27 protein-coding genes and 1 pseudogene are annotated in these 25,764 nt (G+C 73.7%); 19 read left to right on the top strand and 9 right to left on the bottom strand.

All coding sequences use genetic code 11. From position 1 onward, the window contains the following. Window positions 1-71: 71 nt before the first annotated feature. From DMB42_RS10520 to DMB42_RS54855, 8 genes and pseudogenes are all read left to right on the top strand, one after another. Window positions 72-419, top strand: a complete 348-nt coding sequence (locus DMB42_RS10520) for an NADH-quinone oxidoreductase subunit A (protein WP_125633146.1) — start codon at window positions 72-74, stop codon at window positions 417-419. Further along, window positions 410-1,552, top strand: a complete 1,143-nt coding sequence (locus DMB42_RS10515; protein ID WP_125633144.1) for a hypothetical protein — start codon at window positions 410-412, stop codon at window positions 1,550-1,552. Before DMB42_RS10520 ends, DMB42_RS10515 begins: the two co-directional genes overlap by 10 nt. Window positions 1,553-1,587: 35 nt before the next feature. Next, entirely contained in the window at window positions 1,588-2,472 is an 885-nt protein-coding gene (locus DMB42_RS10510; protein WP_260477611.1) for a complex I subunit 1 family protein, read from the top strand. Continuing rightward, window positions 2,469-3,050, top strand: coding sequence for an NADH-quinone oxidoreductase subunit J (locus tag DMB42_RS10505; RefSeq protein WP_260477610.1), 582 nt, complete (start codon window positions 2,469-2,471; stop codon window positions 3,048-3,050). Before DMB42_RS10510 ends, DMB42_RS10505 begins: the two co-directional genes overlap by 4 nt. Further along, on the top strand, window positions 3,047-3,352 hold the full coding sequence (gene nuoK / locus DMB42_RS10500; protein WP_125633142.1) for an NADH-quinone oxidoreductase subunit NuoK: 306 nt from the start codon (window positions 3,047-3,049) through the stop codon (window positions 3,350-3,352). Before DMB42_RS10505 ends, nuoK begins: the two co-directional genes overlap by 4 nt. After that, the gene (locus DMB42_RS10495; RefSeq protein ID WP_125633141.1) at window positions 3,349-5,199 is read left to right on the top strand and encodes an NADH-quinone oxidoreductase subunit L; all 1,851 of its coding nucleotides are present in this window, start codon (window positions 3,349-3,351) and stop codon (window positions 5,197-5,199) included. The genes nuoK and DMB42_RS10495 overlap by 4 nt, the downstream gene beginning before the upstream one ends. Further along, entirely contained in the window at window positions 5,196-6,659 is a 1,464-nt protein-coding gene (locus DMB42_RS10490) for a NuoM family protein (RefSeq protein WP_260477609.1), read from the top strand. The genes DMB42_RS10495 and DMB42_RS10490 overlap by 4 nt, the downstream gene beginning before the upstream one ends. After that, window positions 6,656-7,813 (top strand): annotated as a pseudogene (locus DMB42_RS54855) (NADH-quinone oxidoreductase subunit N); the annotation flags it as partial. The gene DMB42_RS10490 and the pseudogene DMB42_RS54855, both read left to right, overlap by 4 nt. 243 nt (window positions 7,814-8,056) lie before the next feature. Here DMB42_RS54855 and DMB42_RS10480 read toward each other — a convergent pair. Next, entirely contained in the window at window positions 8,057-8,305 is a 249-nt protein-coding gene (locus DMB42_RS10480) for a heavy-metal-associated domain-containing protein (protein WP_125633856.1), read from the bottom strand. Window positions 8,306-8,454: 149 nt separating this feature from the next. Here DMB42_RS10480 and DMB42_RS10475 point away from each other — a divergent pair, with 149 nt between their 5' ends. Both DMB42_RS10475 and DMB42_RS10470 read left to right on the top strand, forming a co-directional pair. Next, the gene (locus tag DMB42_RS10475; RefSeq protein WP_185844576.1) at window positions 8,455-9,405 is read left to right on the top strand and encodes a helix-turn-helix transcriptional regulator; all 951 of its coding nucleotides are present in this window, start codon (window positions 8,455-8,457) and stop codon (window positions 9,403-9,405) included. A gap of 63 nt (window positions 9,406-9,468) precedes the next feature. After that, entirely contained in the window at window positions 9,469-9,948 is a 480-nt protein-coding gene (locus DMB42_RS10470) for a ClpX C4-type zinc finger protein (RefSeq protein WP_260477608.1), read from the top strand. 4 nt (window positions 9,949-9,952) lie between these two features. On the opposite strand, the gene DMB42_RS10465 is transcribed toward DMB42_RS10470, so the two are convergent. Further along, entirely contained in the window at window positions 9,953-10,648 is a 696-nt protein-coding gene (locus DMB42_RS10465; RefSeq protein WP_185844575.1) for a TetR/AcrR family transcriptional regulator, read from the bottom strand. A gap of 26 nt (window positions 10,649-10,674) precedes the next feature. After that, a complete protein-coding gene (locus DMB42_RS10460) occupies window positions 10,675-11,964 on the bottom strand; it encodes a cytochrome P450 (RefSeq protein WP_260477607.1) in 1,290 nt (429 codons plus the stop codon). A gap of 196 nt (window positions 11,965-12,160) precedes the next feature. Between DMB42_RS10460 and DMB42_RS10455 the strand changes: the two genes are divergently transcribed. Continuing rightward, entirely contained in the window at window positions 12,161-13,057 is an 897-nt protein-coding gene (locus DMB42_RS10455; RefSeq protein WP_221762087.1) for a cation diffusion facilitator family transporter, read from the top strand. Here the strand turns inward: DMB42_RS10455 and DMB42_RS10450 are convergent. Both DMB42_RS10450 and DMB42_RS10445 read right to left on the bottom strand, forming a co-directional pair. After that, on the bottom strand, window positions 13,042-14,298 hold the full coding sequence (locus DMB42_RS10450) for a DUF3500 domain-containing protein (RefSeq protein ID WP_125633133.1): 1,257 nt from the start codon (window positions 14,296-14,298) through the stop codon (window positions 13,042-13,044). The two genes, DMB42_RS10455 and DMB42_RS10450, sit on opposite strands and share 16 nt — an antisense overlap. A gap of 19 nt (window positions 14,299-14,317) precedes the next feature. Then, complete coding sequence (locus DMB42_RS10445) at window positions 14,318-15,025, bottom strand: FadR/GntR family transcriptional regulator (RefSeq protein ID WP_125633131.1); 708 nt, start codon at window positions 15,023-15,025, stop codon at window positions 14,318-14,320. 65 nt (window positions 15,026-15,090) lie between these two features. On the opposite strand from DMB42_RS10445, the gene DMB42_RS10440 reads away from it, so the two are divergent. The 5 genes from DMB42_RS10440 (at window position 15,091) to DMB42_RS10420 (ending at window position 19,003) form a co-directional block, all read left to right on the top strand. Beyond that, on the top strand, window positions 15,091-15,954 hold the full coding sequence (locus DMB42_RS10440) for a fumarylacetoacetate hydrolase family protein (RefSeq protein ID WP_125633129.1): 864 nt from the start codon (window positions 15,091-15,093) through the stop codon (window positions 15,952-15,954). An 86-nt stretch (window positions 15,955-16,040) separates the two neighbouring features. Beyond that, window positions 16,041-16,601, top strand: a complete 561-nt coding sequence (locus tag DMB42_RS10435; protein ID WP_125633127.1) for a dihydrofolate reductase family protein — start codon at window positions 16,041-16,043, stop codon at window positions 16,599-16,601. Window positions 16,602-16,620: 19 nt separating this feature from the next. Beyond that, on the top strand, window positions 16,621-16,959 hold the full coding sequence (locus DMB42_RS10430; RefSeq protein WP_125633125.1) for a YciI family protein: 339 nt from the start codon (window positions 16,621-16,623) through the stop codon (window positions 16,957-16,959). A 3-nt stretch (window positions 16,960-16,962) separates the two neighbouring features. Then, on the top strand, window positions 16,963-18,132 hold the full coding sequence (locus tag DMB42_RS10425; RefSeq protein ID WP_125633123.1) for an RNA polymerase sigma factor: 1,170 nt from the start codon (window positions 16,963-16,965) through the stop codon (window positions 18,130-18,132). Between the two features lie 40 nt (window positions 18,133-18,172). Next, window positions 18,173-19,003: an AraC family transcriptional regulator gene (locus DMB42_RS10420; RefSeq protein ID WP_125633121.1), complete on the top strand. Its 831-nt coding sequence runs from the start codon at window positions 18,173-18,175 to the stop codon at window positions 19,001-19,003. On the opposite strand, the gene DMB42_RS10415 is transcribed toward DMB42_RS10420, so the two are convergent. Beyond that, window positions 18,961-19,878, bottom strand: a complete 918-nt coding sequence (locus tag DMB42_RS10415; protein ID WP_125633119.1) for an NAD(P)-dependent oxidoreductase — start codon at window positions 19,876-19,878, stop codon at window positions 18,961-18,963. The two genes, DMB42_RS10420 and DMB42_RS10415, sit on opposite strands and share 43 nt — an antisense overlap. 92 nt (window positions 19,879-19,970) lie before the next feature. Further along, window positions 19,971-20,696, bottom strand: coding sequence for an MgtC/SapB family protein (locus DMB42_RS10410; RefSeq protein ID WP_125633117.1), 726 nt, complete (start codon window positions 20,694-20,696; stop codon window positions 19,971-19,973). 190 nt (window positions 20,697-20,886) lie between these two features. On the opposite strand from DMB42_RS10410, the gene DMB42_RS10405 reads away from it, so the two are divergent. The 3 genes from DMB42_RS10405 (at window position 20,887) to DMB42_RS10395 (ending at window position 23,340) form a co-directional block, all read left to right on the top strand. Continuing rightward, window positions 20,887-21,708 carry an NAD(P)H-binding protein gene (locus DMB42_RS10405; protein ID WP_125633115.1) on the top strand — a complete coding sequence of 274 codons (822 nt, stop codon included), beginning with the start codon at window positions 20,887-20,889 and terminating at the stop codon, window positions 21,706-21,708. Between the two features lie 104 nt (window positions 21,709-21,812). Then, a complete protein-coding gene (locus DMB42_RS10400; RefSeq protein WP_125633113.1) occupies window positions 21,813-22,184 on the top strand; it encodes a DUF664 domain-containing protein in 372 nt (123 codons plus the stop codon). Window positions 22,185-22,293: 109 nt separating this feature from the next. Then, window positions 22,294-23,340, top strand: coding sequence for a serine hydrolase (locus DMB42_RS10395; protein ID WP_221762085.1), 1,047 nt, complete (start codon window positions 22,294-22,296; stop codon window positions 23,338-23,340). Window positions 23,341-23,455: 115 nt separating this feature from the next. On the opposite strand, the gene DMB42_RS10390 is transcribed toward DMB42_RS10395, so the two are convergent. Together DMB42_RS10390 and DMB42_RS10385 are read right to left on the bottom strand one after the other, a co-directional pair. Further along, a complete protein-coding gene (locus tag DMB42_RS10390; protein ID WP_125633109.1) occupies window positions 23,456-24,628 on the bottom strand; it encodes a pentapeptide repeat-containing protein in 1,173 nt (390 codons plus the stop codon). Window positions 24,629-24,722: 94 nt separating this feature from the next. Then, entirely contained in the window at window positions 24,723-25,739 is a 1,017-nt protein-coding gene (locus DMB42_RS10385; protein WP_260477605.1) for a hydroxyacid dehydrogenase, read from the bottom strand. Window positions 25,740-25,764: the final 25 nt, after the last annotated feature.

The following is a 25,764-nucleotide window of genomic DNA, read 5'->3' as shown; positions in this document are numbered from 1 at the left end:
GCCCGCTTTGTGATTGTCGGGAACGATCACGGGTACTACGGGTGCTAGTAGCCCCTTCCCGGAGAAGGATCATGGCCCCCTGGATCGCCGTCGCCGGCCTGATGGCCGTCCTCGTCCTGGGCGTGCTCGGGATCCATCTGGTCTCGCTGGTCGTCCGGCCCAGGGGGACGCTCGTCGCGTCGCCGTACCTGTCCGGCGCCCGGCCGCGGGAGCACGCCCTGTCGAGGTACCACGTGCGCTGGTACGCGGTGACGCTGGTCTTCCTGGCCTTCGACATGGAGATGGTCTTCATGTATCCGTGGGCGCTGGTCGTCGCCGTGGTGGGGGCGACGGCGCTGGTGGAGATGTTCGTCTTCCTCGGGCTCCTGATGGCGGGCGTGGTCTACGCCTGGCGTGAGGGGGCCTTCCGGTGGGCCTGAGCGGGTGGCTGCTGAGGTGGGCGGCCGGTCACGCGCGGCCCTTGCTGGTCCCGGCGGGTGACGGCACGCGGGCCCGGCTGCTCGCCGAGGCCGAGCTCGCCCGGCGACGCCTGCGGCCGGCCGTGTCCGTGGCGGAGGCCGGTCTCCTCGTCGTCTGCGGCACGCCGGGGGAGGAGCTGACGGAGGCCGTCCGTACGGTCTGGGCGGGCATGCCGGTCCCGAGGGCCCGCGTCGATCTGCCGGCGGGTGTGTCGCCGCGATCGGTCGCCCGGGCGTTCGACCGGGCGGTCGCGCGCCTGGCGGACCGTGAGGCGCAGTGGCGCGACGCCGCAGCCCTCGCAGCCACCCCATGGACCCCGCCCGACGAGCACCGGCCGATGGACGGGGAGCATGGGGGTGGGAGTGCGGGCGGTCATGGTGGGGGTGGGGAGCATGAGCATCACATGGGAGCGCCGGGTGGGGTGCCCATGGCGGAGCGGGGGCCCGATCGGGACGGGCTGACGCTGGACCGGCTCCACGTCCCGCTCGGCCCGGTCCTGCCGGACTGGCCGTGCGGGCTGGTGGTGGAGACCGTCCTGCAAGGGGACGTGATCCAGGAGGCGGTGGTCCGGTGGGTCGAGCCGGCGGAGTCGTTCTGGACCGAGCCCTCAGCCGACAGGGCGGCGGGTCTGCCGGTGACGTGCGGTGAGGCGGCGAGGCGTCAGGCCGTTTCCCGTCTGGACGCACTGGGCCGGTTGCTGTCGGTCGCCGGGTGGCCCGCCGCCGCCCGGCGCGCCAGGACGTTGAGGGACCTCCTGTTCGCGGACGCGCCCCCGGACGCGGTCGCCAGGCCGTACGAGCGCTTCGAAAGGCAGGTACGCCGCTCCGCAACCCTGCGCTGGATGTTGCGGGACATCGGCCCGACACCGGACGGCGACACGCTGTCCAGACTGGACGGGCTGCTGACCCGTACGCGCGCGGCGATCAGCTCCCTCGGCGACAACACGACGCTCGGCGACAACACACCGGTCGACGGCGGCTCGCCTCCGGTCAGGAACGCCCTGGGGCCCGGGCTTCTCGTGGGTGCCGAACTGGCCACGGCACGACTGATCGTCGCCGGCCTCGACCCGGAACCGGCGGTGACCCGTGCCTGACACCGCCCTCCTCGTGCCGTCCCTGGTGGTGGGCTGTGTCTGAGGGTGCGCTGCTGGTGTTGCCGTTGATGCTCGGGGTGCTGGGAGGTGTGGCCGCGTGTCTGGACGCCGCGCTGGGTGGCGGTGGGGTGGGGGCGCCGTTCGGGGAGGTCGCCCGGCTGCTCGTCCAGCAGCGGCGGCGTACGTACCTGGCGGACCGGCTGCTCCTGCGCGTCGGGGTGGGCAGCCTGCTCGTCGCGCCGGTGCTGGCGGCGATCGTGATCCCGCTGGGCGCGGCGCCCGTGGCGGATCCGGCCGTGGGCGTCGTCTGGTTCAACGCCATGGAGGTGTGCGTCTGGGGCTCGCTCTGGCTCGTCGGGTGGTCGGTCAACTCGGTGTTCCCGCTGGTCGGCGCGTACCGCTTCGTCGCCCAGGGGCTGGCCTACGAGCTGCCGCACATGTTCGCGCTGATCACCGTGGCGCTCGGCGCGGGCTCGTTGCGGATGAGCGACATCGTGCAGGCCCAGCAGGGGCTCTGGTTCGTGGTCTGGATGCCGCTCGCCTTCCTGGTGTACCTGGTCTCCGCGCTGGCGATGGCGTTCTGGGGGCCGATGAGCGCGCCGCTGGGCGCCGACGCCGCCGGGGGCGTGCAGGCCGAGCTCGCGGGGCTCGACCGGCTGTTCTTCGGCGCGGGCCGCTACGCGCTCCTCGTGATCGCGGCCGGGGCGGCCGTGCCGCTGTTCCTGGGCGGCGACGCGGGCCCGGTGTTGCCGGGCCCGCTGTGGGTGCTGGTCAAGACGCTGGCCGTGCTCGCGCTGCTGGTGTGGGTACGGCACCGCGTCCCGGCCGTCCGGATGGACCGCTTCACGCAGGCGTCCTGGCTGGTGCTGATCCCGGTGTCGCTGCTCCAACTGCTCGTCGTCGGGATCGTGGTGTTGTGACCGCCGTCGTGTTCTGGGCCCTGGCCGTCGTCTCCGTGGCGGCCGGGGTCGCGGTGTTCGTCGTCGACTCGATGGCGCGGGCGACGTTCGCGCTGCTCGCCTCGCTGCTGGCGGTCGGGGCGGCGTTCCTGCTCATCGACCTCGAATACCTCGGCGTCCTGATCGTCCTGATGATGGTCATGGAGATGCTGGTCATGGCCGTTTTCATGATCATGTACATGATGAACCCGGCGGGGCTCATGCCGATGAGGATGGTCCACAACAACCGGGCCGCGCTGGTCATCTCGGGGGCCGTCTTCGTCCTGCTCGCGGCCGGGATCTTCGGTACGTCCTGGCCGTCGCGCCGCGGCCGGCCGCCCGCCGATCCGGCGCACGCGCTCGGCCTGGCGATCATGGGGCCGAAGATGCTCGTCATGATGGTCGTCGGCGTGGCCATCCTCGCCACGATGATCTCCACCGTCGTGCTCGCCACCCATCGGGGCCGCTACGACCGCTACGGCGACGACCTCAGGCGCGGCCGGCCGCTCGACCCGGGCCCGGAGCCCGCCGCCGAAGACGGACGGGAGCAGCCGCGATGACGCTCGAGGCCTTCCTCCTGCTGGCCGCCGCGCTGTTCGCCGTCGGCCTGTACGGCGTGCTCTCCCAGCAGTCGATCGTGATGCTGATGATGGGCCTGGAGCTGATGATCAACGGGTTGATCGTGGCCGGCGGGGCGTTCTGGTACTTCACGGCCCCCGCGTCCGCCGACGGCCAGGTCCTCGTCCTGGTGGCGGTCACGGTGATGGCCCTGGAGATGGCGATGGGCTTCGCCGTCGTCACCGCGCTCTTCCGCGCGCGGGAGGTGGACATGACCGACGACGCGCAGGACCTGAAGGGATGAACCCGCTCGCCGTGTTGCTGCCCGCGCTGCCGGCCGTCGCGGGCGGGGCGCTGGTCGTCCTGCGGCGGGCCGCGTCCGCGCCCGTGCTCGCCCTCGTCGTCGCGGTGGCGACGGTGGCGCTGGCGGTGCTGGCCGCGATCGAACGTCCGGCCGTGACGTTCGAGTTGTTCGCGGGCTTCGAGGCGGGGCTCGCCGTCGACGGGCTCTCGGCGGTCATGGTGCTCACCGTGTCGGTGATCGCGCTGGCGGTCCTCGTCTTCGCCGCGGGCGAGATCCACGAGTCCACGGGCCGGTTCTTCGGCCTGATGCTGATCTTCGTGGGCGCGATGCTGGTCACCGTCACCGCCACGGACCTCGTCCTGCTGTTGATGGGCTGGGAGGTCATGGGCGCCATGTCGTACGCGCTCATCGGCTTCTGGTGGCGTGACCGGGACCGGGTGCGGTCGGGCACGATCGCGTTCGTCACCACCCGCACCGGTGACATGGGGTTGTACCTGGCGGCCGGTTGCGCCGTCGCGGGCACCGGCTCCCTGGGGCTGCCCGGTCTGGCCTCCGCCGGGAGCCCGTGGCTGCACCTCGTCGCGGCCGAGCGGCGGGCCGCCGCCCTGGGCAAGTCGGCGCAACTGCCGTTCTCCTTCTGGCTCTCGCGGGCGATGGCGGGCCCGAGCCCGGTCTCGGCGCTGCTGCACTCGGCCACGATGGTGGCGGCGGGCGCCTACCTGCTCCTGCGTACGCACGCCGTGCTGGCGGCGACGGGCTGGGCCTCGGCCCTGGTGGCCTGGACCGGCGCGCTGACCGCCCTGCTGCTCGGCGCGGTCGCGATCGCGCAGCGCGACCTCAAGCAGCTCCTGGCCGCCTCCACCTGCGCGCAGCTCGGGTTCATGGTGCTGGCCGCCGGGGTCTCCGCGGTCGCCGGGGGGACGGCCCACCTGGTCGCGCACGCTTCGGTCAAGAGCCTGCTGTTCCTGGGGGCCGGGGCCTGGCTGACCGCCCTCGGGACCGAGCGGCTGCGCGGGCTTGGAGGCGCGGCGCGGCGGTATCGGCTGGTCGGGATCACGTTCGGGATCGGCGGGTTGTCGCTGGCGGGGGTGCCGCCGTTGTCGTTGTGGGTGACGAAGGACGCGGTGCTCGCCGGGGTGGCCGATCCCGCGCTGCGGGTGGTGGCGCTGGTGGCGGGCGTGTTGTCGGCCGCGTACGCCACCAAGGCGGTCCTCGCCGTCTGGCGTCCGGCCCCGCGGCGTCCCGAGAAGGCCCCGCCGGGGCTGCTGGAACGGCTGCCGCTGCCCCCGCTCGCGCTGCTCGCCGCCCTGTCGGGGATCGTCGGGATCCCGTTCCTGTACGACGCCTGGACCCGGCTGCTCGGCGCACCGGGACCGGCCCCCGAGGCGGGCGAGCTGGCCGTGTCGGGCCTGTCGGCACTGGCCACGGCGCTGGCCACCGCCCTCCTGGCGACCCGCGCCCGTCTCCGCCGCAGCGCCGAGCCCGAGGGCGGCACTCGCCCAGGATGGAGGGGGGCGTTCCTGGGCGGGTGGTTGGGGCTGGAGCCGTTCGCAGAGGGTGTCGTCTGGCGGCCCCTGACGGCGGTGGCCAGGGCGCTGGCGCGTTTCGACGACGTGGTGATCGACGGCGCCGTACGAGCCGTGCCGCGCCTGGGCATGGCCATGGCCCGACGCGCCCGGTCCCCGTTCGAGACCGGCGTGGACGGCGTCGTACGCGGCACCGCCGCACTCGCCGGACGGCTCGGCGCGCTGGCCAGGAAGCCGCAGACCGGCCAGGTCCACACCTATCTCGCCCAGGCGACGGTGGCCGCCGTCCTGCTGGCCGTCGTGATCGTGCTGGTGAGGTGATCGTGCTCTCGACGGCCGTCTTCCTGCCGCTCCTGGCCGCCGCGCTGCTGGCGGTGCCGAGGTTGCCCGCCCGCTGGATCTGGACCGCCGCCTCGGCCGCCGACCTGGCGCTGGTCGTGATCATGTGGGTGTGGTACGACGGCGGCATCGGCCACGAGGAACGCCTGCGCTGGATCCCCTCGCTCGGCGCCGGCTATCACGTCGGCGTCGACGGCCTGTCACTGCCGCTGATCGCGCTCACCGCCGTGCTGTTCCTCGCCTGCGCCGTCTACTCGCTGAACCAGCCGGAGCGCCCGAGGACGTACGCCGCGCTCTTCCTGTTCCTGCAGACGGTCTCCACCGGCCTGTTCGCCGCGCTGGACCTCCTGCTGTTCTTCGTCTTCTTCGACCTGTCGATCGTCGGCATGTACTTCGTGATCGTCGGCTGGGGCCACGGCGACCGGGCCAGGTCGGCGCTGACGTTCTTCCTCTACACCTTCCTCGGCTCCCTCGCCCTCCTGCTCGGCTTCATCGGCCTCTACCTCGGCGGCCACCCGCGCACCTTCGACATCGTGGAGCTCACCGCGCGCCCGCCGCAGGCGGGAGCCCTGGTGTTGCTGGCCGTCGGCGTCGGGCTGGCGGTCAAGACACCGACCGTGCCCTTCCACACCTGGCTGCCCCCGGCCCACACCGACGCGCCCGCGGCCGGATCGGCCGTCCTGGCGGGCGTTCTGCTCAAGATGGGCACGTACGGCTTCGCCAGGATCGCCATGCCCCTCCTCCCCGGCCCGTGGCGGCAGTACGCATGGGTGATCATCGTCGTCGGCGTGGCCGGTGTCCTGTACGGCGCCCTGGTCGCGCTCGCGCAGCAGAACATCAAGCGGCTGATCGCCTACACCTCCGTCAACCACATGGGCTACATCGTGCTGGCGCTGGGCGCGGCCGGGCTCGCGGCGGGTGAGACCGGCGCCAGACGGCTCGCGGTCACCGGCGCGGTCACCCAGATGGTCAGCCACGGCCTGGTCACCGGCGCACTGTTCCTGCTCACCGGCGTCCTCTGGGACCGGGCGCGCAGCTACGACCTCGACCGGTTCGGCGGGATCGCGGCGACCGCCCGGACGTTCACCCTGATGACGGCCGTGGCGGTCTTCGCCTCGCTGGGCCTGCCGGGGTTGTCCGGTTTCATCGCCGAGTTCCAGATCTTCGCGGGCGTGATCGGGACCGGCGTGCCGGGGGCGGTGGTGGCCGGCGCGCTGAGCGTCGCCGGCATCCTGATCACCGCCGCGCTGCTGCTCCGGATGCTCCAGAAGGCCTTTCTCGGCCCGCCGGGCGAGCTTCGCGTCTCCGAGGCCGTGCCGCGCGAGACCGCCTCGATCGCTCCGCTGCTCGTGTTGTCGCTGGCCATCGGGCTCGCGCCGCGCTGGCTGCTCGACCTCGTCGAACCGTTCTCCGCGGCGCTCGTGACCCTGGTGAGCCGATGACCGGCATGGCCGACAACCCCGCCGACCTGCTGCCCGAACTGCTTCTCCTGGCCGGGGCGGTCGCCGGGCTGCTGGCCGGGCTCTTCCTGCCGCGGGACCGGCAACGGCTGGTCGCGTGGATCTGCGGGCTCGCGCTGGCGGGGGCGCTGGCCGCCACGGCGGTCGCGGCGTTCCGCCCGGACATGATGGCCTTCGAGGCGTTCTCGGTGGATCCGCTGACCCACGTCGCCAGGGCCACGGTCATCGTGGCGACGCTGCTGGTCGTCGTCCTGGCGGGCGGGTGGGCGAGGGGGCGGCGTCGGGAGGCCGAGCTCTACGTGCTCGTCCTGCTCGCCGCGCTCGGCGCGATCATGCTGGCGGGGGCCGCCGACCTGCTCGTCCTGGTCGCGGCGTACCTGCTGGCGAGCATCCCCGCGTACGCGCTGGCCGGGTTCGCCAAGGACGGGCCGGGCGTCGAGGCCGCGCTCAAGTACTACCTGATGGGCGCCTTCCTCGGCGTGCTCATGCTGGCGGGCGTCACGCTGTTCTACGGCCTGGCGGGCACGACGGCCTACCAGGGGCTCGGTCAGGCGCGCGGCGGGGCGGCCGGGCTCGCCGTGGTGCTCCTGCTGGCCGGGTTGTTGTTCAAGGCCGGCGGCGTGCCCGCGCACTTCTGGGTGCCGGACGTGACCGAGGGCGCCTCGCGGGTGGTCGCGGCCTTCGTCACCACCGTCCCCAAGGCGGGCGCGTTCGTCGCCCTGCTGCGCGTGGCCGTCGAGGTGTTCGCCGGGCTCGACGTCGGCTGGCGGCCGCTGGTCGCGATCGTGGCGGCGGCGACCATGACGCTGGGCAACCTGGCCGCCTTCCACCAGGACAACGTCCGGCGGCTGCTGGCGTACTCGACGGTCAGCCAGGCCGGGTACCTGCTCGTCCCGGTCGCCATGGCCGGGGGGAGCGAGCTGGCCGGACCGGCGCTGCTGTTCTACGTGGCCGCGTACGCGATCACGAACGTCGGCGCCTTCGCCGTGGTCGTCGCCGTCGGCAGGGAGTCGCTCGCCGGGTACGCCGGGTTGTCGCGCGGCTCGCCCGTGTTGTTCCTCGCGCTGGTGGTCTGCCTGCTCGGGCTGGTCGGCACCCCGCCCACGGCGGTCTTCGTCGGCAAGGTGCTCGTCTTCGCCGCCGCCTGGGACGCCGGTTACGCCTGGCTGGCGGCGCTGGCCGCGATCAACACCGTGGCCAGCGTGTTCTACTATCTCCGCTGGATCCGGCCGGCCCTGCGGCCCGGCGAGGCGGTCCCCGCCGCCCGTCCGGCGGCCGTGGTCGCGTGCGTGGCCGCCGCCCTCTCGCTCGTGCTCGGTCTGGGCAGCGGCCTCGTCCTCCTCCTCCGGCCGGGCGTCCCGGCCGTCCCGGCCGTACGGTCAGGAACGCCAGCTCACCACCCGGTCGGCCTCGCAGCCGGCGTCCTCGATCGCGGCCACGACGAAGCTCTCCTCCACCGGCCCGTCGGTGAGCACGCTCACCCGGCCGTCCGCCAGGTTCACGTCGACGCCGACCACTCCCGGGATCAGGGCCAGCTCGCGCTTCACCGCCTCGACGCATTTTGCACAGCTGCCGGTGTTCAGTCCGGTGACGTCGTAGGTGACGAGGCTGTGGACAAGCGTGATCATGGTCTCCTCCGAAGTGCGGTACAGGGGTTGGGTATGGCCGCGTCATGGCTGGGCCGTACCCTTTTCTGAGCTTGCCGGACGGCACGCGGCGATGACAGCAGGTGGGGCTTCCGCTTCCCGCCATGGCGGGAAGCGGACAGGGGAGTGGCGTGAGCGAGGAGACCATGGCGCGGCAGGTGTACGCGCGCATGCGGCGGCACCGTGAGTCGTTCGGCGAGGCCGCCGTCGGCCTGGGGTTGCGCGGGGCGGAGATCGAACGGGCCAGGGACCGGCTGGTCAACCTGGGCCTGCTCAACCCGGGCGCGGAGATCGCGGTGGACGCCATGGCGGCGCTCAACCGCATGCTGCTGGGCGGTGAGGAGCTGCTCGGGATGCTCGCCGAGCAGCGGGCCGCGTCGAGGGAGCTCACCGAGCACTACCTGCGGCTGGACGGCGACCCCCAGGACGCCCGGGTGGAGTTCTTCCCCCGCTCGCAGGTGGAGCCCCTGCGCGTGAAGCTGCGCGTGGCGACCGCGCGGGCCCGTACGGAGATCATGGCCATGCACATGCCGCACGCCTGGGAGGCGGACCGGCTGGCGCATTCACGCGCCGAGGACACCGACGCGGCGGCGCGCGGGCTGCGGGTGCGGATCATGCACGCCCAGAGCCAGCTCGCCCAGCCGCTCATGCGCGAGCACGTCCATGGCCTGCTGGGGGGCGGGGTCGAGGTACGGACCATGCCCTTCGTCCCGGTACGGCTGATCATGGTGGACCGGGAGCTGCTCGTGGTCGAGGTGATGCCCGGCGACCTCATGGCGGGCGCGATGCTCATCGAGGGCAGCGGACTGGTCGCCTCCTACGCCGCCCTGTTCGACTACTGCTGGATGACCGCCTCCGAACCGGGAGACGTGCCCAGGGCGGCCGACGGCGACGAGCTGACCGAGCAGCAGCGGGCCGTGCTGCGCCTGCTGGCCACGGGCGCGAAGGACGACGCCATCGCGCGTGCCCTCGGCGTCTCGAACCGTACGGTGACGAGGGTCGTGGCCGAGCTGACCACCCTGCTCGACGCGGGCAGCCGTTTCCAGGCGGGCGTCCGCGCGGCCAAGCTCGGCTGGACCTGATGCTGGGGCTGCTCCCTGGCCGTCAAGCTCGGGCTGACAGAACGGTCATGGGATGATCGGCGGGTGACACGAAGCAGACGTAGGCGGCCCGTGGGCCCGACCGACGGCCTGGCGACCCGCTGCTCGTTCTGCGGCAAGCCCTACGCCGAGGCCGCCCGGGTGGTCGCGGGCCCCGGTGTCTACATCTGCGACGCCTGCGTGGAGTTGTGCAACCAGATCATCGCCGACTCCCCGGCCCGGCCGGACGACGTTCCGCGGCCCGTCCACCGCGGCCCCGATCCCCGCACTGACGAGTACCTGGTCAGCATGTCCGACGAGGACATGCTGACCATGTTGCCCCGCCAGGCCCTCACCGTGGAGCAGGCCGAGCGCGACCTGCGCGCGTGGGTACGGCTGCTGCGGGAGCGCGCCGTGACCTGGGCCAGGATCGGCGAGGCCCTCGGTGTGTCCCGCCAGGCCGCATGGGACCGGTTCGCCGCCGACGTCGCGGACGCCGCCGACGTCGCGGACGCCGCCGACGTCGCGGACGGCGGCCGGGCCTGACCGGTCAGCCGCCTGGATGGTCCGGGTGGCCCGGACGGCCCGGGTGGTCGAGGCCGGCCGCGAGCTGGCTGATCGCCGCGTCGATCTGCCGTCCGAGCAGCGCCGCGTCCGGCGGACGCCCGGAGTCCGCGGTCTGCCGCAACCACTGGTCGAGGACGACGCGCAGCGCTGTCAGGGCGGCCGCCGCGCACAGCAGGGGATAGCCGGAGTCGCCGGGCCGGCCGGGCGCGGGCAGCCCGGCGTGCTCGGCGATCGCCTCGGCCAGGGCCTTCTCCTGGGCGGCGAGCACGGCGAGCTGCTGGGGCACCAGCGTGGGCGCCGAACGGACGAGCTGCAACGCCCTGACGTGGTCGCGCCCGGCGGCGTCGCTCTCGTTCATGACGGCCAGCACGGCCTCGCGGAACGCCACCAGGACGCTCTCCGTCCGCGGCCGGGCCCGGAACCGGGTGATGAGCTCCTGGGCGGCGGCGGCCAGTGAGGCCACGACCGCCTCCTCCTTGCTGGAGAAGTAGTTGAAGAACGTGCGCAGCGCGATGTCGCCCGCGGCGGCGATCTGCTCGACGGTCACGTTCTCCACGCCGTGGCGCAGGGACAGGCGGAGCGCGGCCTCCCGCAGCGCGGCGCGGGTGGCCTGCTTCTTGCGTTCGCGCCGCCCCACGACCTGCGCGGGCCGGACCGCCGCCGTCTCCTCCTTCACCACGGTCCTCATTATGGGGGCCCGGCAGGTCAGGCCCAGGCGACCGGCAGGGAGTGGACGCCGAAGATGAGCATCTCGTCGCGCAGCGGCACCTGCTCGACCGGCACGGCCAGGCGGAGGCCGGGCAGGCGCGTGATCAGCTCGCGCAGGCCGGCCTGCATCTCGACGCGGGCGAGCTGCTGGCCCAGGCACTGGTGCACGCCGTGCCCGAAGGCCAGGTGCGGGACGCGGGGGCGGTGCACGTCGAACAGGTCGGCGTCGGGCCAGTGGCGCGGGTCGCGGTTGACCTCGGGCGTGGCGATCACGACGGTCGCGCCGGCGGGGAGGTCGACGCCGCCCAGCGTGACGGGCTCGGTCGTGACCCGGCTGACGCCGAGCTGGATGATGCTCAGGTAGCGCAGCAGCTCCTCGACCGCGTTGTCGACGAGTGAGGGGTCCGCGCGCAGCGCGGCGAGCTGGCCGGGATGCTCCAGCAGGGCGAGGGCGCCCAGGCCCAGCATGTTGGCGGTGGTCTCGTGGCCGGCCCCGAGCAGGACGAGGGCGACGTCCACGAGCTGGGCGTCGGTCAGCGGCGGATCGGCGTCGTGGACGAGCCCCGACAGCAGGTCGTCGGCCGGTTCCGCGCGCTTGGCGGCCACCAGCCGCTGCATGAACGCGTACAGCTCGGCGCCCGCCACGGCCCGTTCCTCGGCGGTGGAGTTGGCGTTGAGCCCGACGGAGGTGCGTTCCTGGAACTCGGCGCGGTCGGCGTAGTCGACGCCCAGCAGCTCGCAGATGACCAGCGAGGGCAGCGGCAGCGCGAACGCCGTCACGAGGTCGGCCCGCGTGCCGGCCGCCTTCATCGCCTCGATGTGCTCGACCGCGATCTCGGTGACCCGGGACTCCAGCTCGCGCATGCGCCGTACGGTGAACTGGCCGGTCAGCAGCCGCCGGATCCGGGTGTGCTCGGGCGGGTCCATGAAGACGAAGAAGCCGTCCTCGCGGGTCTCGACGGCCGGGCAGGGCTTGAGGGTGCCGGCCGCCTGCTCGGCCACCTCGTGCGGCTGGAGCGACGTGGCCTCGCGGTGGCGGATCCGGTCGGCGCTGAAGCGGGCGTCCGACAACACGGCGCGGGCCTCGTCGAAGCCGGTCACCAGCCACGCCTGGGCGCCGTTCAGCAGGTGCAGCGGCTGGACCGCGGCCCGGCCGCGGCGCGCCCGCAGGCCGGGCGGCGGATCGAACGGGCAGCCGCCGCGCTCGACCAGGTCGGCGGGCAGGATCCGGCGCATCGCGGTCGGGGCGGCGCCGGGGGAGCCGTGGGTCAGGCTGCTGTCGCTCATCGGCACGTCCTGTTCTCTCGGTGGGCCGTTCCACCCTACAAAGATGCACAACGCGCATCAATGCACGTTGTGCACAGAAGAAGATCGACGTGTGGGCACGGGCCCACGGGGCAAAGGCACGCATCCGACTCGCACACCGGCACGGGAGGACCGCGATGACGCAGCAGCCTGCACGAGCACCGGCGGCGGGTACGGCGTGAGCGGCAAGGGTTCGCAGGAGGCGACCCTCGCGGCGCTGGCCGCCAACCTGGGGATCGCCGTCACCAAGTTCGTGGCGTTCTTCTTCACCGGCTCGTCCTCGATGCTCGCCGAGGGCATCCACTCCGTCGCCGACTCCGGCAACCAGGGGCTGCTGCTGCTCGGCCAGTCACGGTCCAAGCGCGGGCCCACGCCGGCCCACCCCTTCGGCTACGGCCGCGAACGCTACTTCTACGCCTTCCTGGTGTCGGTCGTGCTGTTCTTCGGCGGCGGCCTGTTCGCCCTGTACGAGGGCTACGAGAAGATCAGCAACCCGCACCCGCTGGAGAGCTGGCCGTGGGCGATCGGGGTGCTGGCCGGGGCGATCGTCATGGAGGGCCTGTCCCTGCGTACGGCGGTGCGCAACGCCGACCGGGTGCGTCGCGGCCGGTCGTGGACCCGCTACATCCGCGAGGCCAAGGCGCCCGAACTGCCCGTGGTCCTGCTGGAGGACACCGCCGCCCTGCTGGGGCTGGCCTTTGCCCTCATCGGGGTGACGCTCGCGCTGGTCACCGGCAACCCGGTCTACGACGGCATCGGCTCGATCGCCATCGGCGTGCTCCTGATCATCGTGGCCGTCACCCTGGCCACGGAGACCAAGAGCATGATCATCGGCGAGGCGGCCTCCCCGGAGATCCAGCGGGCCATCGAGCAGGCCCTGTGCGACGACGACGACGTCGCCTCCTACAGCCGGCTGCGCACCCTGCACCTGGGCCCGGAGGAACTGCTCGTGGCCGCCCGTGTCACCGTCGCCGACCAGGGGGACACGGTCGCCGAGGCGCTGGCCGAGACCGAACGGCGCATCCGCGAACGTGTCCCGATCTCCACCGTCGTCTACCTTCAGCCCGAGCCCTGACCCGGCGCCCGCCACTGCCGGACCCAGGCGCGGCCGTAGTCGTTGCCGTACGGCGTGCGCAGCACGGTGTGGACGTGGAACGGCTTGGGCGTGTCGTAGTCGAGGAACACGCCGCTGTGGTGGTCCAGCTCGGCGACGAGCACCGGTGACTGCAGCCGGTAGTAGAAGACGTCGCCCGGCTCGTGGCCGCCGATCCAGCAGAACCAGGTCTCGTCGAGGTGTGCGGCGATCTCCCGCATCCGGGCGGCGCGCGGGCCCCGCGGCAGCGGCGCGACGAAGGACTCGGCGACGGACAGCGCGTGCCGCCGGGCCCGCGCCGGCATGTCGGCGACCCGCAGCCCCTCGACCGGGATGACACGGTTGTCCTGGAACGCCCCGGCCAGGTGTCGTTCGTCCCCCGGGTGCACCCGGCCCTCGGGCATCGCGGGATCGACCATGCGCTCGTAGCGGACGGCCCGCCGCCGCAGCTCGCCGGGCAGGGCGGCCATCAGCCGCAGCCCGGCCGCGACCCGGTCGGCGAACAGGTCGCGCAGGCCGGCGTGCGGACCGGCGTCGATCTCGTCGGGCTCGGCGCCGAGGAACACCGGCGACAGCACCATGCGGCCCTCGACGACCAGGCAGTTGAGCGCGCAGTGGTGGCCGTAGAGCTGCCAGCCCCACGGAGCCCGCGGGTCGGGGGTGCCGTAGAGGGCGATGTTGTAGCTGAACTCATTGAGGATGGTCTCCAGGCCGACGACCTGGCCGAGGAAGCCGTTGACCAGCATCGCCGCGCGGACCAGCCGGTAGCCCTCGGGCGAGAGCGAGGCGCGTACCAGGGCCAGCGCCTTCTCCCGGACGGCCGGCGGCCGCAGGTCCAGCCGCAGGCCGGTGTCGAACTGCATGAACTCCGGATTGGCCCAGGTCTGCCACTCCACGGCGGCCACCTCGTGACAGAGGCGGTCGCGGTCCTCGTCGTCGAGGGCGGAGAGCAGGTCGCGGGCCGCGTCCACCATGGCCGCGACCGGCGCCTCCTCGCCGGGCTCGGCGGGCGTCAGCGGGTACAGGTCCGGCCGCGGGACGCCGTCCGTGGTGACGCCGCGGAAGTCCGCGCCGTACAGCGGGGTCCAGCCCTCGATCAGGCCGCCGGTGAACGTGCCCGGCGTCCTGGCGTGCTCGCGGTAGGCGTAGGGGTCCAGGCCGCGTACGCCGGCCAGCCGCGGATGGTCGTACGGGAACAGGTACTGGCGGTACTCGCCGGGCATGCGCGCCCCTTCGGCTCGGTCAGGTCGTGGTGTTGTGCCGGGCGACGGCGGCCCGGACCGCGCTCTCGTCGCCGGCGGCGATCGCCTCGACCAGGTCGGCGTGGACCTGGTAGCGCCCGGCGCGGTACGCGGCCCCGGCCGCGCCGTCGGGGCGGGCGGACGTCGCGCCCAGATGGCCCAGCGTGCCGGTGTAGACGGCGCGGGCCATGGCGTTCGGGCTGATCGCGGCGATGCGCTCGTGCAGGGCCCAGTTGGCGCGCATGAAGGCGTCCCAGCCGGCGGCGGCGCGCAGCCGCCGCAGCAGGGCGCGCAGGTCGGCGACGTCCCGGCGGGTGCGGTGGCGGGCGGCGCCGACGTCGATCAGCTCCTCCAGGTGGTCGCGCAGCTCGATGGCGTCGGCGACCGTGCCCGGCTCCTCCGTGACGCTCAGCAGCGTGTGCCGCAGCCGCACCACCGGCCCTCGGTCGGCGACGAACAGCCCGCCGCCGCGCCCCGGCCGGATCTCCAGCACACCCCGGTCGCGCAGCAGCCGTACGGCCTCGCTGACCGTGGCGTAGCCGAGGCCGGTCTCGGCGCGCAGCGACTCCAGCGTGCCGACCGGCTCGCCGGGCGCCAGGCCCTGTGACCTGATCCGCTCGTCGAGCGCGACGGCCAGCAGCTCGGCCCGGGTACGCGCGCCCCGCCCGACATCGGCCGGCGGTTGTCCGGACGCGGAGAGATGCGGCATAGTCCGAATCCAACCACAAAACCTGCGAACCTTTAGAAGGTTTGGCCGCCATGAGGAGATGGACGATGAGGATCGTCGGCATCCGCCGGGAGTCCGGCGGCGTCGAGGTGGCCGCGCTGTCGGCCGACGGCGCCGAGGTCACCGTGCTGGCCACGCTTGAGCGCTTCTGGGCCGACGCGGCGGGCTTCCTGGACAGGGAACCGGCCGGTGAGAGCGTCCCGGCCGCGTCGGTCACCTTCGTGCCGCCGGTGTTGCCGGAGGCCCGGGTGATCTGCGTCGGGCTGAACTACCTCCGGCACGTCGCCGAGGGCTCGTTCGCCGGGGAGGGCGTGCCGCCGCACCCGACGTTGTTCGCCCGCTGGACGCGGTCGCTGACCGTGGGCGGTGTCCCGGTGCCCGTCCCCGCGGGCGAGGACGGCCTGGACTGGGAGGGCGAGGTGGTCGCGTACGTCGGCGCGCCGCTGGTGGACGCCGAGCCCGAGGAGGCCCTGGCCGCCGTGGCCGGCTACTCGGTCTTCAACGACCTCACCGCGCGCCGGGCGCAGAAGCTCACCAGCCAGTGGATCCTCGGCAAGAACGGCGACAGCTCCGGCCCGCTCAGCCCGCTGGTGCCCGCGTCGGAGGTGGGCGACCTGCGTGACGGGCTGCGGCTGCGGACCCGGGTGAACGGCGAGGTCGTCCAGGACGCGCGCACCGACGACATGGTCTACACCGTCGGCGACGTGCTGGCCCTCGTCTCGCGCACGTTCACATTGCGGCCCGGCGACCTGCTGGCCACCGGCACGCCCGCAGGGGTCGGCTACGCCCGTACGCCGCCGTGGTTGCTGAAGCCGGGCGACGTCGTCGAGGTCGAGGCCGAACGCCTCGGCAGCGTACGCAACCCGATCGCCGGCAACGACGCGCGGGCGCTTTCCGTACCGGAGATATGACGCGGATCACATCGATCGGCTGTCCCCGGGCGGCGTCCCCGGTCGTCCTCGATCCGGAAACCCGCTCCCAGGAGGTACGAAGGATCATGGGCAAGCTGATCGTCATGCAGTTCGTCTCGCTCGACGGCGTCATCGAGGACCCGGACGGCTCCGGCGGGACGCCGCAGGGCGGATGGGCCTTCCGGCACGGACCGGAGGCCGTGGCCGGCGACAAGTTCGTGCTCGGTCCCGTGCTGGACACCGGCCTCATGCTGCTGGGCCGCCGCACCTGGCAGCTCTTCTCGCGCATCTGGCCGTCCAGGACCGACGAGTTCTCGCAGCGGATGAACGCCATCCCCAAGCTCGTCGCCTCCCGCTCGCTCACGGACGCCGGCGCGTGGGCCAACTCCACCCTGCTCCGCGGCGACCTGGCCGAGGAGGTGGCCGAGCGCAAGCGCGGTCAGGACGTCGTGGTCACCGGCAGCGCCGGCGTCGTGGACGCCCTCGCGGCGCACGACCTGATCGACGAGTACCGGCTGATGGTGTTCCCGGTCGTGCTCGGGCAGGGCAGGCGCCTGTTCGACCGGCCCGAGCGGCTGACCCTCGTCTCGGCCGAACGGGTGGGCCAGGCCGTCCGCCTGGTCTACGGCCGCGATACTACGGCGTGACGACCCCGAGGAGGATCCCATGAGATACGCCCTGCTCATCAACGAGCGCCCCGGCGCCTACGACGGCCTCGACGACGACGAACGCGCCGGCGTCAGCGCCCGGTACGCCGCGCTCATGGCCGACGAACGCGTGATCGCCGGCGAACGGCTGCAACCGGCCGCCACCGCGACCACCGTCCGCATGGACGGCGGCGGCCTGCTGGTGACCGACGGGCCGTTCGCCGACACCAAGGAGATCCTGGGCGGGTTCTACATCGTCGAGGCGGCCGACCTCGACGAGGCACTCGAACTGGCGGCGGCGATCCCGGCCGTGCGGATGGGCGGGTCGGTGGAGGTGCGCCCGGTGGAGGTGCGGTAGCCGGTGATCGGGCAGGTCTTCCAAGAGCATTGGGCACGGGTGCTGGCCGCCCTGGTGAGCTGGACCGGCGACCTGGACGTCGCCGAGGAGGCCGCGCAGGAGGCGTTCGCCGTCGCGGCCGAGCGGTGGCCGCGCGACGGCGTACCGGCCGACCCGGTGGCCTGGCTGGTGGTGACCGGGCGCAACCGGGCCGTCGACCGGCTGCGACGCGACCGCAGGCACGCCGAGAAGCTCCGGCTCCTGGACCACCCGATCGCCGGCCCGAGTGCGGAGGCGGACATGGACCGTTCGGACATCCCCGACGAACGACTCGAACTCTTCTTCCTCTGCTGCCATCCCGCGTTGGCCCCCGAGGCCCAGGTCGCGCTCACCCTGCGGGCGCTCGGCGGGCTCTCGACACCGCAGATCGCGCGGGCGTTCCTGGTGAGCGAGGAGACGATGAAACGCCGGCTGTCCCGGGCCCGGCACAAGATCCGGGCGGCCGGGATCCCGTTCACGATCCCCCGCTCCGACCTGCTGCCGGGGCGTCTGGCGGCGGTGCTGGCGGTGCTCTACCTCGTCTTCAACCAGGGCTACGGCGACAACGAGGCGGGCCTGGCCGCCGAGGCGATCCGGCTGGGCCGCGTACTGCTCGGCCTGATGCCCGGCGAGCCCGAGGTGGCGGCGCTGCTGGCACTGATGTTGCTGCACGACTCGCGGCGCGCGGCCCGCGTCCGCGACGGTGAGATCGTCCTGCTGGGGGAGCAGGACCGCGCGCTCTGGGTCGCCGCCCAGATCCGGGAGGGGCGCGCGCTGCTCGGCCGCGCCGTCGCGCTCGGCGCCGCCGGTCCGTACGCCGTGCAGGCGGCCGTCGCCGACCTCCAGACCGAGCGGCCCATCGACTGGCCGGCCGTCGCCGCGCTCTACGGCAGGCTGCGCGAGCTGACCGGCTCGGCGGTCGTCGAGCTGAACCGGGCCGTGGCGGTCGCCGAGGTCGAGGGCCCCGGCACGGCTCTGGCCGTCCTCGACGGGCTCCCCCTGGAGGACTACCGCTACTACCACTCCACCCGGGCCGACCTGCTGCGCCGCCTGCACGACACCGAAGGCGCCCGCGTGGCCTATCGCAGGGCGCTCGAACTCACCACCACCGAGGCCGAGCGCCGCTTCCTCACCCGCCGCCTCGCCGAGTTGTGATCCGCCGCCCGGTCCCGGTCCGCTGGCCGACACTGGGGTGGTGGAGACACGACCTGTCCGTGGCGGGGCGGCCCGGCCGGGGCACCGGCTGCGCTTCGGGGTGGCCGCCGAGGGCATCGAGCGGCTGGCGGCCTCGCTCGTCGGCGAGGCGTTCGCGCCGCACCGGCACGACACGTACGCGATCGGCGTCACGCTCGCCGGCGTGCAGACCTTCCGCTACCGGGGCGAGGTACGGCGATGCCTGCCGGGCGAGTGGCACGTCCTGCACCCCGACGAGGTGCACGACGGCGCCGCCGGCACCGACGCGGGCTTCGGCTACCGGATCTTCTACGTCGACCCGTACCTGGTGCAGGAGGCGCTGGGCGGGCGGCCGCTGCCGTTCGTCGCCGACCCCGTCGTCCGGCCGGAGGGGATGTCGCCGTCGCTCCTGGCGTGGCTGCGGCACCTGGACGAGCCCCTGGAGGATCTGGCCCGGCTGGAGGTCGCGCTGCTGGTCGCGGCGGCGCTGGAACGCCACGCCGACGTCCCGGCGCGGCGGCGGCGCGACCCCCTCGCGGTCGAGGCGCTGGCACGGGTGCGCGAGCTCATCGCCGCCGACCCGGTGACCCGGCACCCGGTGGCCGAGTTCGAACGTGTCTCGGGGCTGGACCGGTGGACGATCGCCCGCCAGTTCCGCGCCGCCTTCGGCACCAGCCCCACCCGCTTCAGGACGATGCGGCAGCTCGACCTGGCCCGGCGGGCGATGCGCGGCGGTGTGCCGCTGCGGGAGGCCGCCCTGCGCGCCGGGTTCGCCGACCAGAGCCACCTGACCCGCATGTTCAAGCGCGCCTACGGGCTCACGCCCGGCGAGTGGACGGCCGCGCTGACCTGACGGCCCTCGGTCCTGGCCTCGATCGCGCGGACCACGGCCACCATGTCGAGCGTGCCGTGCCCGAGCGCCAGGGTCTCGGCGAACAGGGCGTGGCAGACGTCGAGCAGCGGCGAGGCCACGCCCGACGCCCGCGCCGCCCCGGCGATGAGCCGGTTGTTCTTCAGCACGTCGGCGATGGCGGCCTGGGCGGTGAAGTCGCCGTCCAGCAGCTTGCGCGCCTTCCCCCGGGACACCTCGCTGGCCATCGGCCCCGACGCGAGCACCCGGGCGAACGTCTCCAGGTCCAGGCCGTGCCGGGCGGCGAAGTGCGCGGCCTCGGCCAGGCCGCTGACCATGGTGATCAGGAAGATGTTCACGGCCAGCTTCATCAGCAGGCCGCCGGGGACCGGGCCGCAGGTGATCGTCTCGGCGCACATGGGGGCGAGCAGGGGGCGTACCAGCTCGATCGTGGCGGGCTCGCCGGCGAGCATCGCCACCAGCCGCCCGGCCTCGGCCGGGCCGCGCGAGCCCGACACGGGAGCCTCGGCGTAGTCGCCGCCCGCGGCCCGTACGGCGGCGCCCAGGTCCGCCGAGTACGCCGGGGACGTCGTGCCCATGTGCACCACGACGCGCCCCGCGACCATGGACGCGAACCGCGGCGTGCCGCGCCCGAGCACGGCGTCCACGGCGGCCTCGTCGGCCAGCATGAGCAGCACGACGCGGGCCCGTGCGAACACCTCGGCCGGGCTCGCCGCGACCCGCGCGCCGGCCGCCCGCAGCGGCTCGCACCCGGCCGCCGTACGGTTCCAGACCACCACCTCCGTGCCCGCCCGCACCAGGTTGAGCGCCATGGGACGTCCCATGATCCCGAGTCCGATGAAACCCGCCACGGCCATGCGCCCGACCTCCGGTTCCCGCGTTCCGCCGCCACCGTTGTAGCCGACGGGACGGGCCCCGGTCTTGAACGGTTGTGCGGCTCCCGCGCCGGTCAGGGCGTGGTGACGTCGAGTTCGTCGCTGGAGACGCCGAGCACGCCGTCGATGTCCAGCAGCTCGGTGACCAGCTCCTCGACCGGCCCCGAGCCCTGGACGACGAGCCAGATCGAGACCGACTGTCGGTCCCTGCGCTCGCTGTCGCGTTCCAGGTTGAGTTCGGCGATGACGAAGTCCTTCTCGCCGCACAGGGCCAGCACGCGCCGGAGCGCGCCGTGGCGGTCGAGGTAGGTCAGGTGCAGGCGCGACTGGGCGTACTTCGAACGGGGCAGCCGGGCGGCGAGCGGGGTGAAGGCGAACACGACCAGGAAGTGACCCGCGGTGACGGCGACGGCCAGCAGCCACAGGCCGGCTCCGGCGGCCATGCCGACCGCGCAGGTCAGCCAGACCACGGCGGCGGTGGTCAGGCCGCGTACCGCGTCCCGGCGGACGAAGATCAGGCCGCCGCCGATGAACCCGATGCCCGACACGATCTGCGCGGCGACCCGGGAGGGGTCGAGGGTGACGTGCTCGCCCAGGACGTCGGCGAAGCCGTACTTGGACACCAGCATGATCAGGGCGGCGGCGAAGCCGACCAGCGTGTGCGTACGCAGGCCCGCGCTCTTCTGGCGGATCTCGCGTTCGAGGCCGATGGCGGCCGACAGCAGCAGGGCCAGACCCAGTTCGCCCAGCTGGGTCCACCCTTGCCCGGTCAGATTCGCGGCAGCGAGCGCCGTCCCCATTTGCCCAGATGTCCCCGGCCTATGGGGGATTCACACCTCTGACGGGGGCTCGGGCGGGTCGAGCCCGACGAGGCGGGCGACGGCGGCGACCTGCATCGGCGTAGTGGCACAGGAAGTAGTCAGTTGCCTGACTGACTTTCTGTGCTACGGTCTTCTCAGTCAGGCAACTAACTAATCAAGGAGAACTGACATGATCGTCATCACCGGTGCCACGGGGAACGTCGGCCGCTCGCTGGTGGGCCTGCTGGCCGCGGAGGGCCTGCCGGTCACCGCCGTCGCCCGCCGCATCACCGAGGCCGACGTCCCGGCGGGCGTGCGGGCCGTCGCCGCCGACCTGGGCGACCCGGCCGGCCTGCGTCCGGCCCTCGCGGGCGCGGACGCGCTGTTCCTGCTGGTGGCGGGGGAGGACCCGCAGGGCGTCGTCGAGGCCGCGCGGGAGGCGGGCGTCCGCCGGATCGTCCTGCTGTCCAGCCAGGGCGTCGGCACGCGGCCGGGGGCCTACCCGCACGCCGCCCGGTTCGAGGAGGCCGTACGCGGGTCGGGCCTGGTGTGGACGGTCCTGCGTTCGGGCGGCATGGCCTCCAACGCCTTCGCCTGGGCCGAGCCCGTACGGGCGCACCGCACCGCCGAGGCGCCCTTCGGCGACGTCGGCCTGCCCTTCGTCGACCCCGACGACGTCGCCGCCGTGGCGGCCGCGGTCCTGCGGGAGGACGGGCACGACGGGGCGACGTACGTGCTGACCGGGCCCGTGGCCACCACGCCGAGGGAACGGGCGGCGGCGATCGGGGCCGCGCTGGGCGAGCCGGTGCGCTTCGCCGAGCAGACCCGCGAGGCCGCCCGCGCCCAGATGGCGCGGGTCATGCCGCCGCCCGTGGTGGAGGGCACCCTCGCCATCCTGGGCGAGCCCACGCCCGAGGAGCGGCGCGTCAGCCCCGACGTCGAACGTGTCCTCGGCCGCCCGGCACACCCGTTCACCGCCTGGGCCACCCGCAACGCCGCCGCCTTCCGCTGACCCCCAATGGGACCGGAAGCGGGGCCGCCAGGGGCCGTCGCCCGGGGCCGGGGGTGGCGTTGGGTGGCGGTGGGATTGTCGGGGGTGGGGTCTAGGGGGTCGGCGTGAGCGACAGTGACACCCCTTGGGAGCCGCCCATCGCGGGCAGCGAGGCCGACCACCTGCTCGGTGCGCTCGACCGCCTGCGTACGACCTTCCGCTGGAAGGCCGACGGCCTCGACGCGGCCGGGCTGCGCGCCCGCGTCGCCGCCGCGCTCGCCGAGGGCGGCCCCGAGCAGCTCGTCCACCTGTCCTGGCCCGACGGCCGCCACGCCAGCCTGCGCCGCCTGCTGTGCGACCTCATCGAGGAGTACGGCCGCCACACCGGCCACGCCGACCTGCTCCGCGAGGCCGTCGACGGCCTCGTCGGAGAGGACCCGCCCTCCGGCTGGAAACCACGCGGCGCGGCGGCCCAGGACGTCCCCTCGCGGGCCTGACCAGGCCCGGTAGGGCCAGCCCTACCGGAACAAACGGGCCCACGTGACTGATCTTGAAAGCGGAACACCCAAAGATTGGGACATCGCCACCCACTGAGGAGATGTCCTGATGAACAAGTACATTGCCGCCGCGGCCGCCGCGACCCTTCTGCTGGGAGCGGCCTCACCCGCCATGGCCGCGACCGGCGGCGGCGTGCAGCGTGAGATCGACCGGTTGACCAAGCAGGACGGCCTGGCCGGCGCGGTGGTCTCGGTACGCGAGCGCGACGGCCGTACGACCACCTGGACCTCCGGCACCACCGAGCGCGGCACCGGCAGGCCGATGGTCGGCGGCGACGGCCGCTTCCGCGCCGCCAGTGTGACCAAGCCGGTGATCGCGGCGGCGGTGATGCGGCTGGTCGCCGATGGCAAGGTGAGCCTGGACGAGCAGGTGGAGCACTACCTGCCCGGCTCGCTGCGCGGCGCCCGGGTGACCGTCCGCCAGTTGCTCCAGCACACCAGCGGCCTGCCCGAGTACTTCGACCTGGTCGACTGGACCAAGCCGGCCGTCCCCGCCGAGCACCTCGCGCTCGCGCTGACCCGTCCCGTCACGGGCGAGCCGGGTGGCCGGTGGTCGTACTCCAACACCAACTACCTGGTCGCTGGCATGATCATCGGGAAGGTGACCGGCAAGGACTTCCGCCGGGTGACCGAGGAGGGAGTGCTCAAGGGGCTGCCGGGCACGTACTGGCCGAAGCAGGGCGAGCTCGGCATCCGCGGCAGGCACGCCCACACCTACGGCCTCAACCCCGCCGCCCCCAAGGACGGCGAGACGGACATGACCCAGCTTCCCGGCTACGCGTTCGGCGCCGGCGGCGGCCTGGTCTCCACGCCGGAGGACCTCAACCGGTTCTGGCAGGCCGTCCCCGAGCGCACGCTGCGTACCATGCTCACCGGGGCCGTCCCCGCCTCCGACCCCCAGGGCAGCCGGTACGGGCTCGGCGTGTACACCTACCCGTTGAGCTGCGGACCGGCCTGGATGCACGACGGCGGGCTGCCGGGGGTGCGCGTGCTCAGCGGCCGCGACCGCGCCGGCCGGGCCGCCACCGTCTACGTCACCGGCACCCCGAAGAACGACAAGCACCTGTTCGCCGCCCTCGACGCCGCCCTGTGCTGACCGCCGCCACCGACCGGCAGGCAACCGCCCTCACCTCACGAGCCCCGGCGAGCAGGCCCCTGGTGGGCTCGTGGCCGGTCTGAAGCGGCGTCGCCCGTCGTGGCGCTCACCCAGGTCAGCCACGGCCGCGCCGCCGGACGATCCGCCGCCACCGCTGCCGCCCGGCCGGCAGGTCGGTCGTCTCCAGTCCCTTCACCGCGACGAAGGAGACCTCGCCGACGATGGTCGTGCCGACGAACCTGGCTCCTCCGCCGAAGACCGCCCCGTCGAACACGGCGTCCCGCAGGAAGGCCGTCCTCTCGAACCGGGGGCTGCGGGTGAAGGTCGCATGATGGAAACTCGCGTCGTCGGCGAAGGTCGCGCCGTCGAAGTCGGCGCCGTCGAGTCCCGGGTGGCCATCGGCGAAGGTCACCCAGGTGAAACTGGCGTCGCCGGTGAAGGTCGCGCCGGCGAAGTTCGCGCGGCCGGTGAACGTCGTCGCCGCGAACATGGCCTCACCGGCGAAGGTCGCCTCCCGGAAGTCGGCGTCGGCCACGCGGCACTCGACGAACTCGAAGTCCACGAGGGTCGCGCCCGTGAGATCGAGGCGGGTGCCGGGCCAGTGCAGCCGGTCCGCGTCGCCGGAGTCGCGCGGCTGCCACCAGCGACGCACCGGCTGAGGGGAGTGGTGCAGATGCCTGGCCAGGATGCGCTGGGCGGCGAGGCGCACCTGCCGTTCCTCGCGTGGATCCGGCCCGGCCGGTACGGCCGACGCCTTCCGGCGTGCGGGCGGCGTCCAGGGCCCGCGGAGATACGCGCAGATCACCTCCGCGACGGTTCCCTGGAGCGCGGGGGTGTGCTCGGCGAGGCGTTCCAGGGCGTACATGCCGCCGAGGCGGATCGCGGCCTGGTCGCTGCCGAGGTGCTCGACCGCCTTGGTGTACAGCTCGGTGACCCGGCGTTCGTCGGCGTCGTGGGTGGTGTGCGCGGTGGCCAGCTCCTGGTGGCGCTGCCGGCGTACGGCCAGCAGCAGCGGGGCCGGGGCGCCGACGCCGGCCGCGGCGGCCAGGGCGGTGCGGACGGCCTCGATCCGGGCGGCGACCCGGCCGGACACCGGAACCGTGTTCAGATCCTGGAGCAGCCAGGCGGTGGTGGCCCATGCGGCGGCGCCGATCAGCAGCGCGGCGGGAAGGGTCCACCACCACATCGAGCGGGGCGGACGCAGCTCGGGCGGCCGGGCGGGGACCCGGGGCGGACGAGGTTCGCGCGGCTGGGCGGGGACTCGGGGCGTGCGCGGGAAGAGGCCCATGGCGACATTCCAGCCCGGCCGCCGGGATCGTTCGGCGGCAGTGTTCAAGTCGTGACCGAACGAAGCACACCCGGCCGGCCGGCGCGCGGCCGGGTCAGGCGGTCACGGTGAGGTCGTCCGCGGTCACGGCGGCTCGGGGTGGGCGGCCCGACACGTAACGGTCGAGCTCGTCGAGGGCGCTTTCGCTCAGCCGCCGGGTCTCCGAGCCGAGCGAGCCGGCGACGTGCGGGGTGAGCATGACGTTGGGCAGGTCGTACAGCGGTGACCCGGCCGGCAGCGGTTCGGGGTCGGTGACGTCGAGGATGGCGTCGATCCGGCCGGCGGCGCACTCGCGCTCCAGCGCGGCGGTGTCCAGGACTGAGCCGCGCGCGGTGTTGATCACCGTCGCGCCGTCGCGCAGCAGGGCCAGCTCGGCGGCCCCGATCAGGTGCCGGGTGGCCGGCAGCGCCGGTACGTGCAGGGTGAGCACATCGCAGCGGGCCAGCAGCTCGGGCAGCGCGACCGGGCGGGCACCGGCCGCGCGCACCTCGTCCTCGTCCGCGTACGGATCGGCGACCAGCACCTCGCCCAGCTCCAGCACGCGCAGCAGGTCCGCGACCGGGCGGCCCACCCGGGAGAAGCCGACGACGCCGACCGTCCGGCCGCGGTTGGACAACTCGCCCTGGTGGGCCAGGTAGGGCCAGTTCTCGCGGTGCCGGCGCGCGTCCTGGGCGAGGAACGGCGCCTTCTTCCCGGCCAGGATGATCGCGGCCAGGGTGAACTCGGCCACCGGGATCGCGTTCTCGCCGGCCGCGCTGGTGACGAGGAGGCCGCGCCGCCAGACCTCGTCGGTGGCGAACCCGCGTACCGAGCCGGCGCAGTGGAAGACCGCGCGCAGGTGGGGTGCGTCCGCCAGGCGCTCGGCGGTCAGGGGCGGGCAGCCCCACGAGGTCACCAGCACCTCGGCCGCGCGCAGCGCGCGGCGTGCCTCGGGCGTGTCCAGGTCCGCGATCGAGACCGGGTCGCCGACCTCGGCCAGCTCGCTCAGCCGTCGTAGTTGCGGCTCGTGGAACTGCTCGGCGAAGCTCGCGGGGTCCATGACGAGCAGGGCACGCGGACGTCGTACGTTCACCTGGGTCCTCTCGGAGGCATCCCGT

This window comes from Nonomuraea sp. WAC 01424 (assembly GCF_003947315.1).
GTDB classification, from domain to species: Bacteria; Actinomycetota; Actinomycetes; order Streptosporangiales; family Streptosporangiaceae; genus Nonomuraea; species Nonomuraea spiralis.
Note: the sequence above shows the minus strand (reverse complement) of the source record. Positions and strands in the feature narration are given on the sequence as shown.

Coding starts and splice junctions, on each gene's coding strand:
- DMB42_RS10480 (WP_125633856.1), bottom strand. CDS start 8,305: ATGATCACGCTTGTCCACAGCCTCGTCACCTACGACGTCACCGGACTG.
- DMB42_RS10395 (WP_221762085.1), top strand. CDS start 22,294: ATGAACAAGTACATTGCCGCCGCGGCCGCCGCGACCCTTCTGCTGGGA.
- DMB42_RS10440 (WP_125633129.1), top strand. CDS start 15,091: ATGAGGATCGTCGGCATCCGCCGGGAGTCCGGCGGCGTCGAGGTGGCC.
- DMB42_RS10435 (WP_125633127.1), top strand. CDS start 16,041: ATGGGCAAGCTGATCGTCATGCAGTTCGTCTCGCTCGACGGCGTCATC.
- DMB42_RS10460 (WP_260477607.1), bottom strand. CDS start 11,964: ATGAGCGACAGCAGCCTGACCCACGGCTCCCCCGGCGCCGCCCCGACC.
- DMB42_RS10415 (WP_125633119.1), bottom strand. CDS start 19,878: ATGGCCGTGGCGGGTTTCATCGGACTCGGGATCATGGGACGTCCCATG.
- DMB42_RS10410 (WP_125633117.1), bottom strand. CDS start 20,696: ATGGGGACGGCGCTCGCTGCCGCGAATCTGACCGGGCAAGGGTGGACC.
- DMB42_RS10445 (WP_125633131.1), bottom strand. CDS start 15,025: ATGCCGCATCTCTCCGCGTCCGGACAACCGCCGGCCGATGTCGGGCGG.
- nuoK (WP_125633142.1), top strand. CDS start 3,047: ATGACGCTCGAGGCCTTCCTCCTGCTGGCCGCCGCGCTGTTCGCCGTC.
- DMB42_RS10430 (WP_125633125.1), top strand. CDS start 16,621: ATGAGATACGCCCTGCTCATCAACGAGCGCCCCGGCGCCTACGACGGC.
- DMB42_RS10405 (WP_125633115.1), top strand. CDS start 20,887: ATGATCGTCATCACCGGTGCCACGGGGAACGTCGGCCGCTCGCTGGTG.
- DMB42_RS10495 (WP_125633141.1), top strand. CDS start 3,349: ATGAACCCGCTCGCCGTGTTGCTGCCCGCGCTGCCGGCCGTCGCGGGC.
- DMB42_RS10450 (WP_125633133.1), bottom strand. CDS start 14,298: ATGCCCGGCGAGTACCGCCAGTACCTGTTCCCGTACGACCATCCGCGG.
- DMB42_RS10390 (WP_125633109.1), bottom strand. CDS start 24,628: ATGGGCCTCTTCCCGCGCACGCCCCGAGTCCCCGCCCAGCCGCGCGAA.
- DMB42_RS10520 (WP_125633146.1), top strand. CDS start 72: ATGGCCCCCTGGATCGCCGTCGCCGGCCTGATGGCCGTCCTCGTCCTG.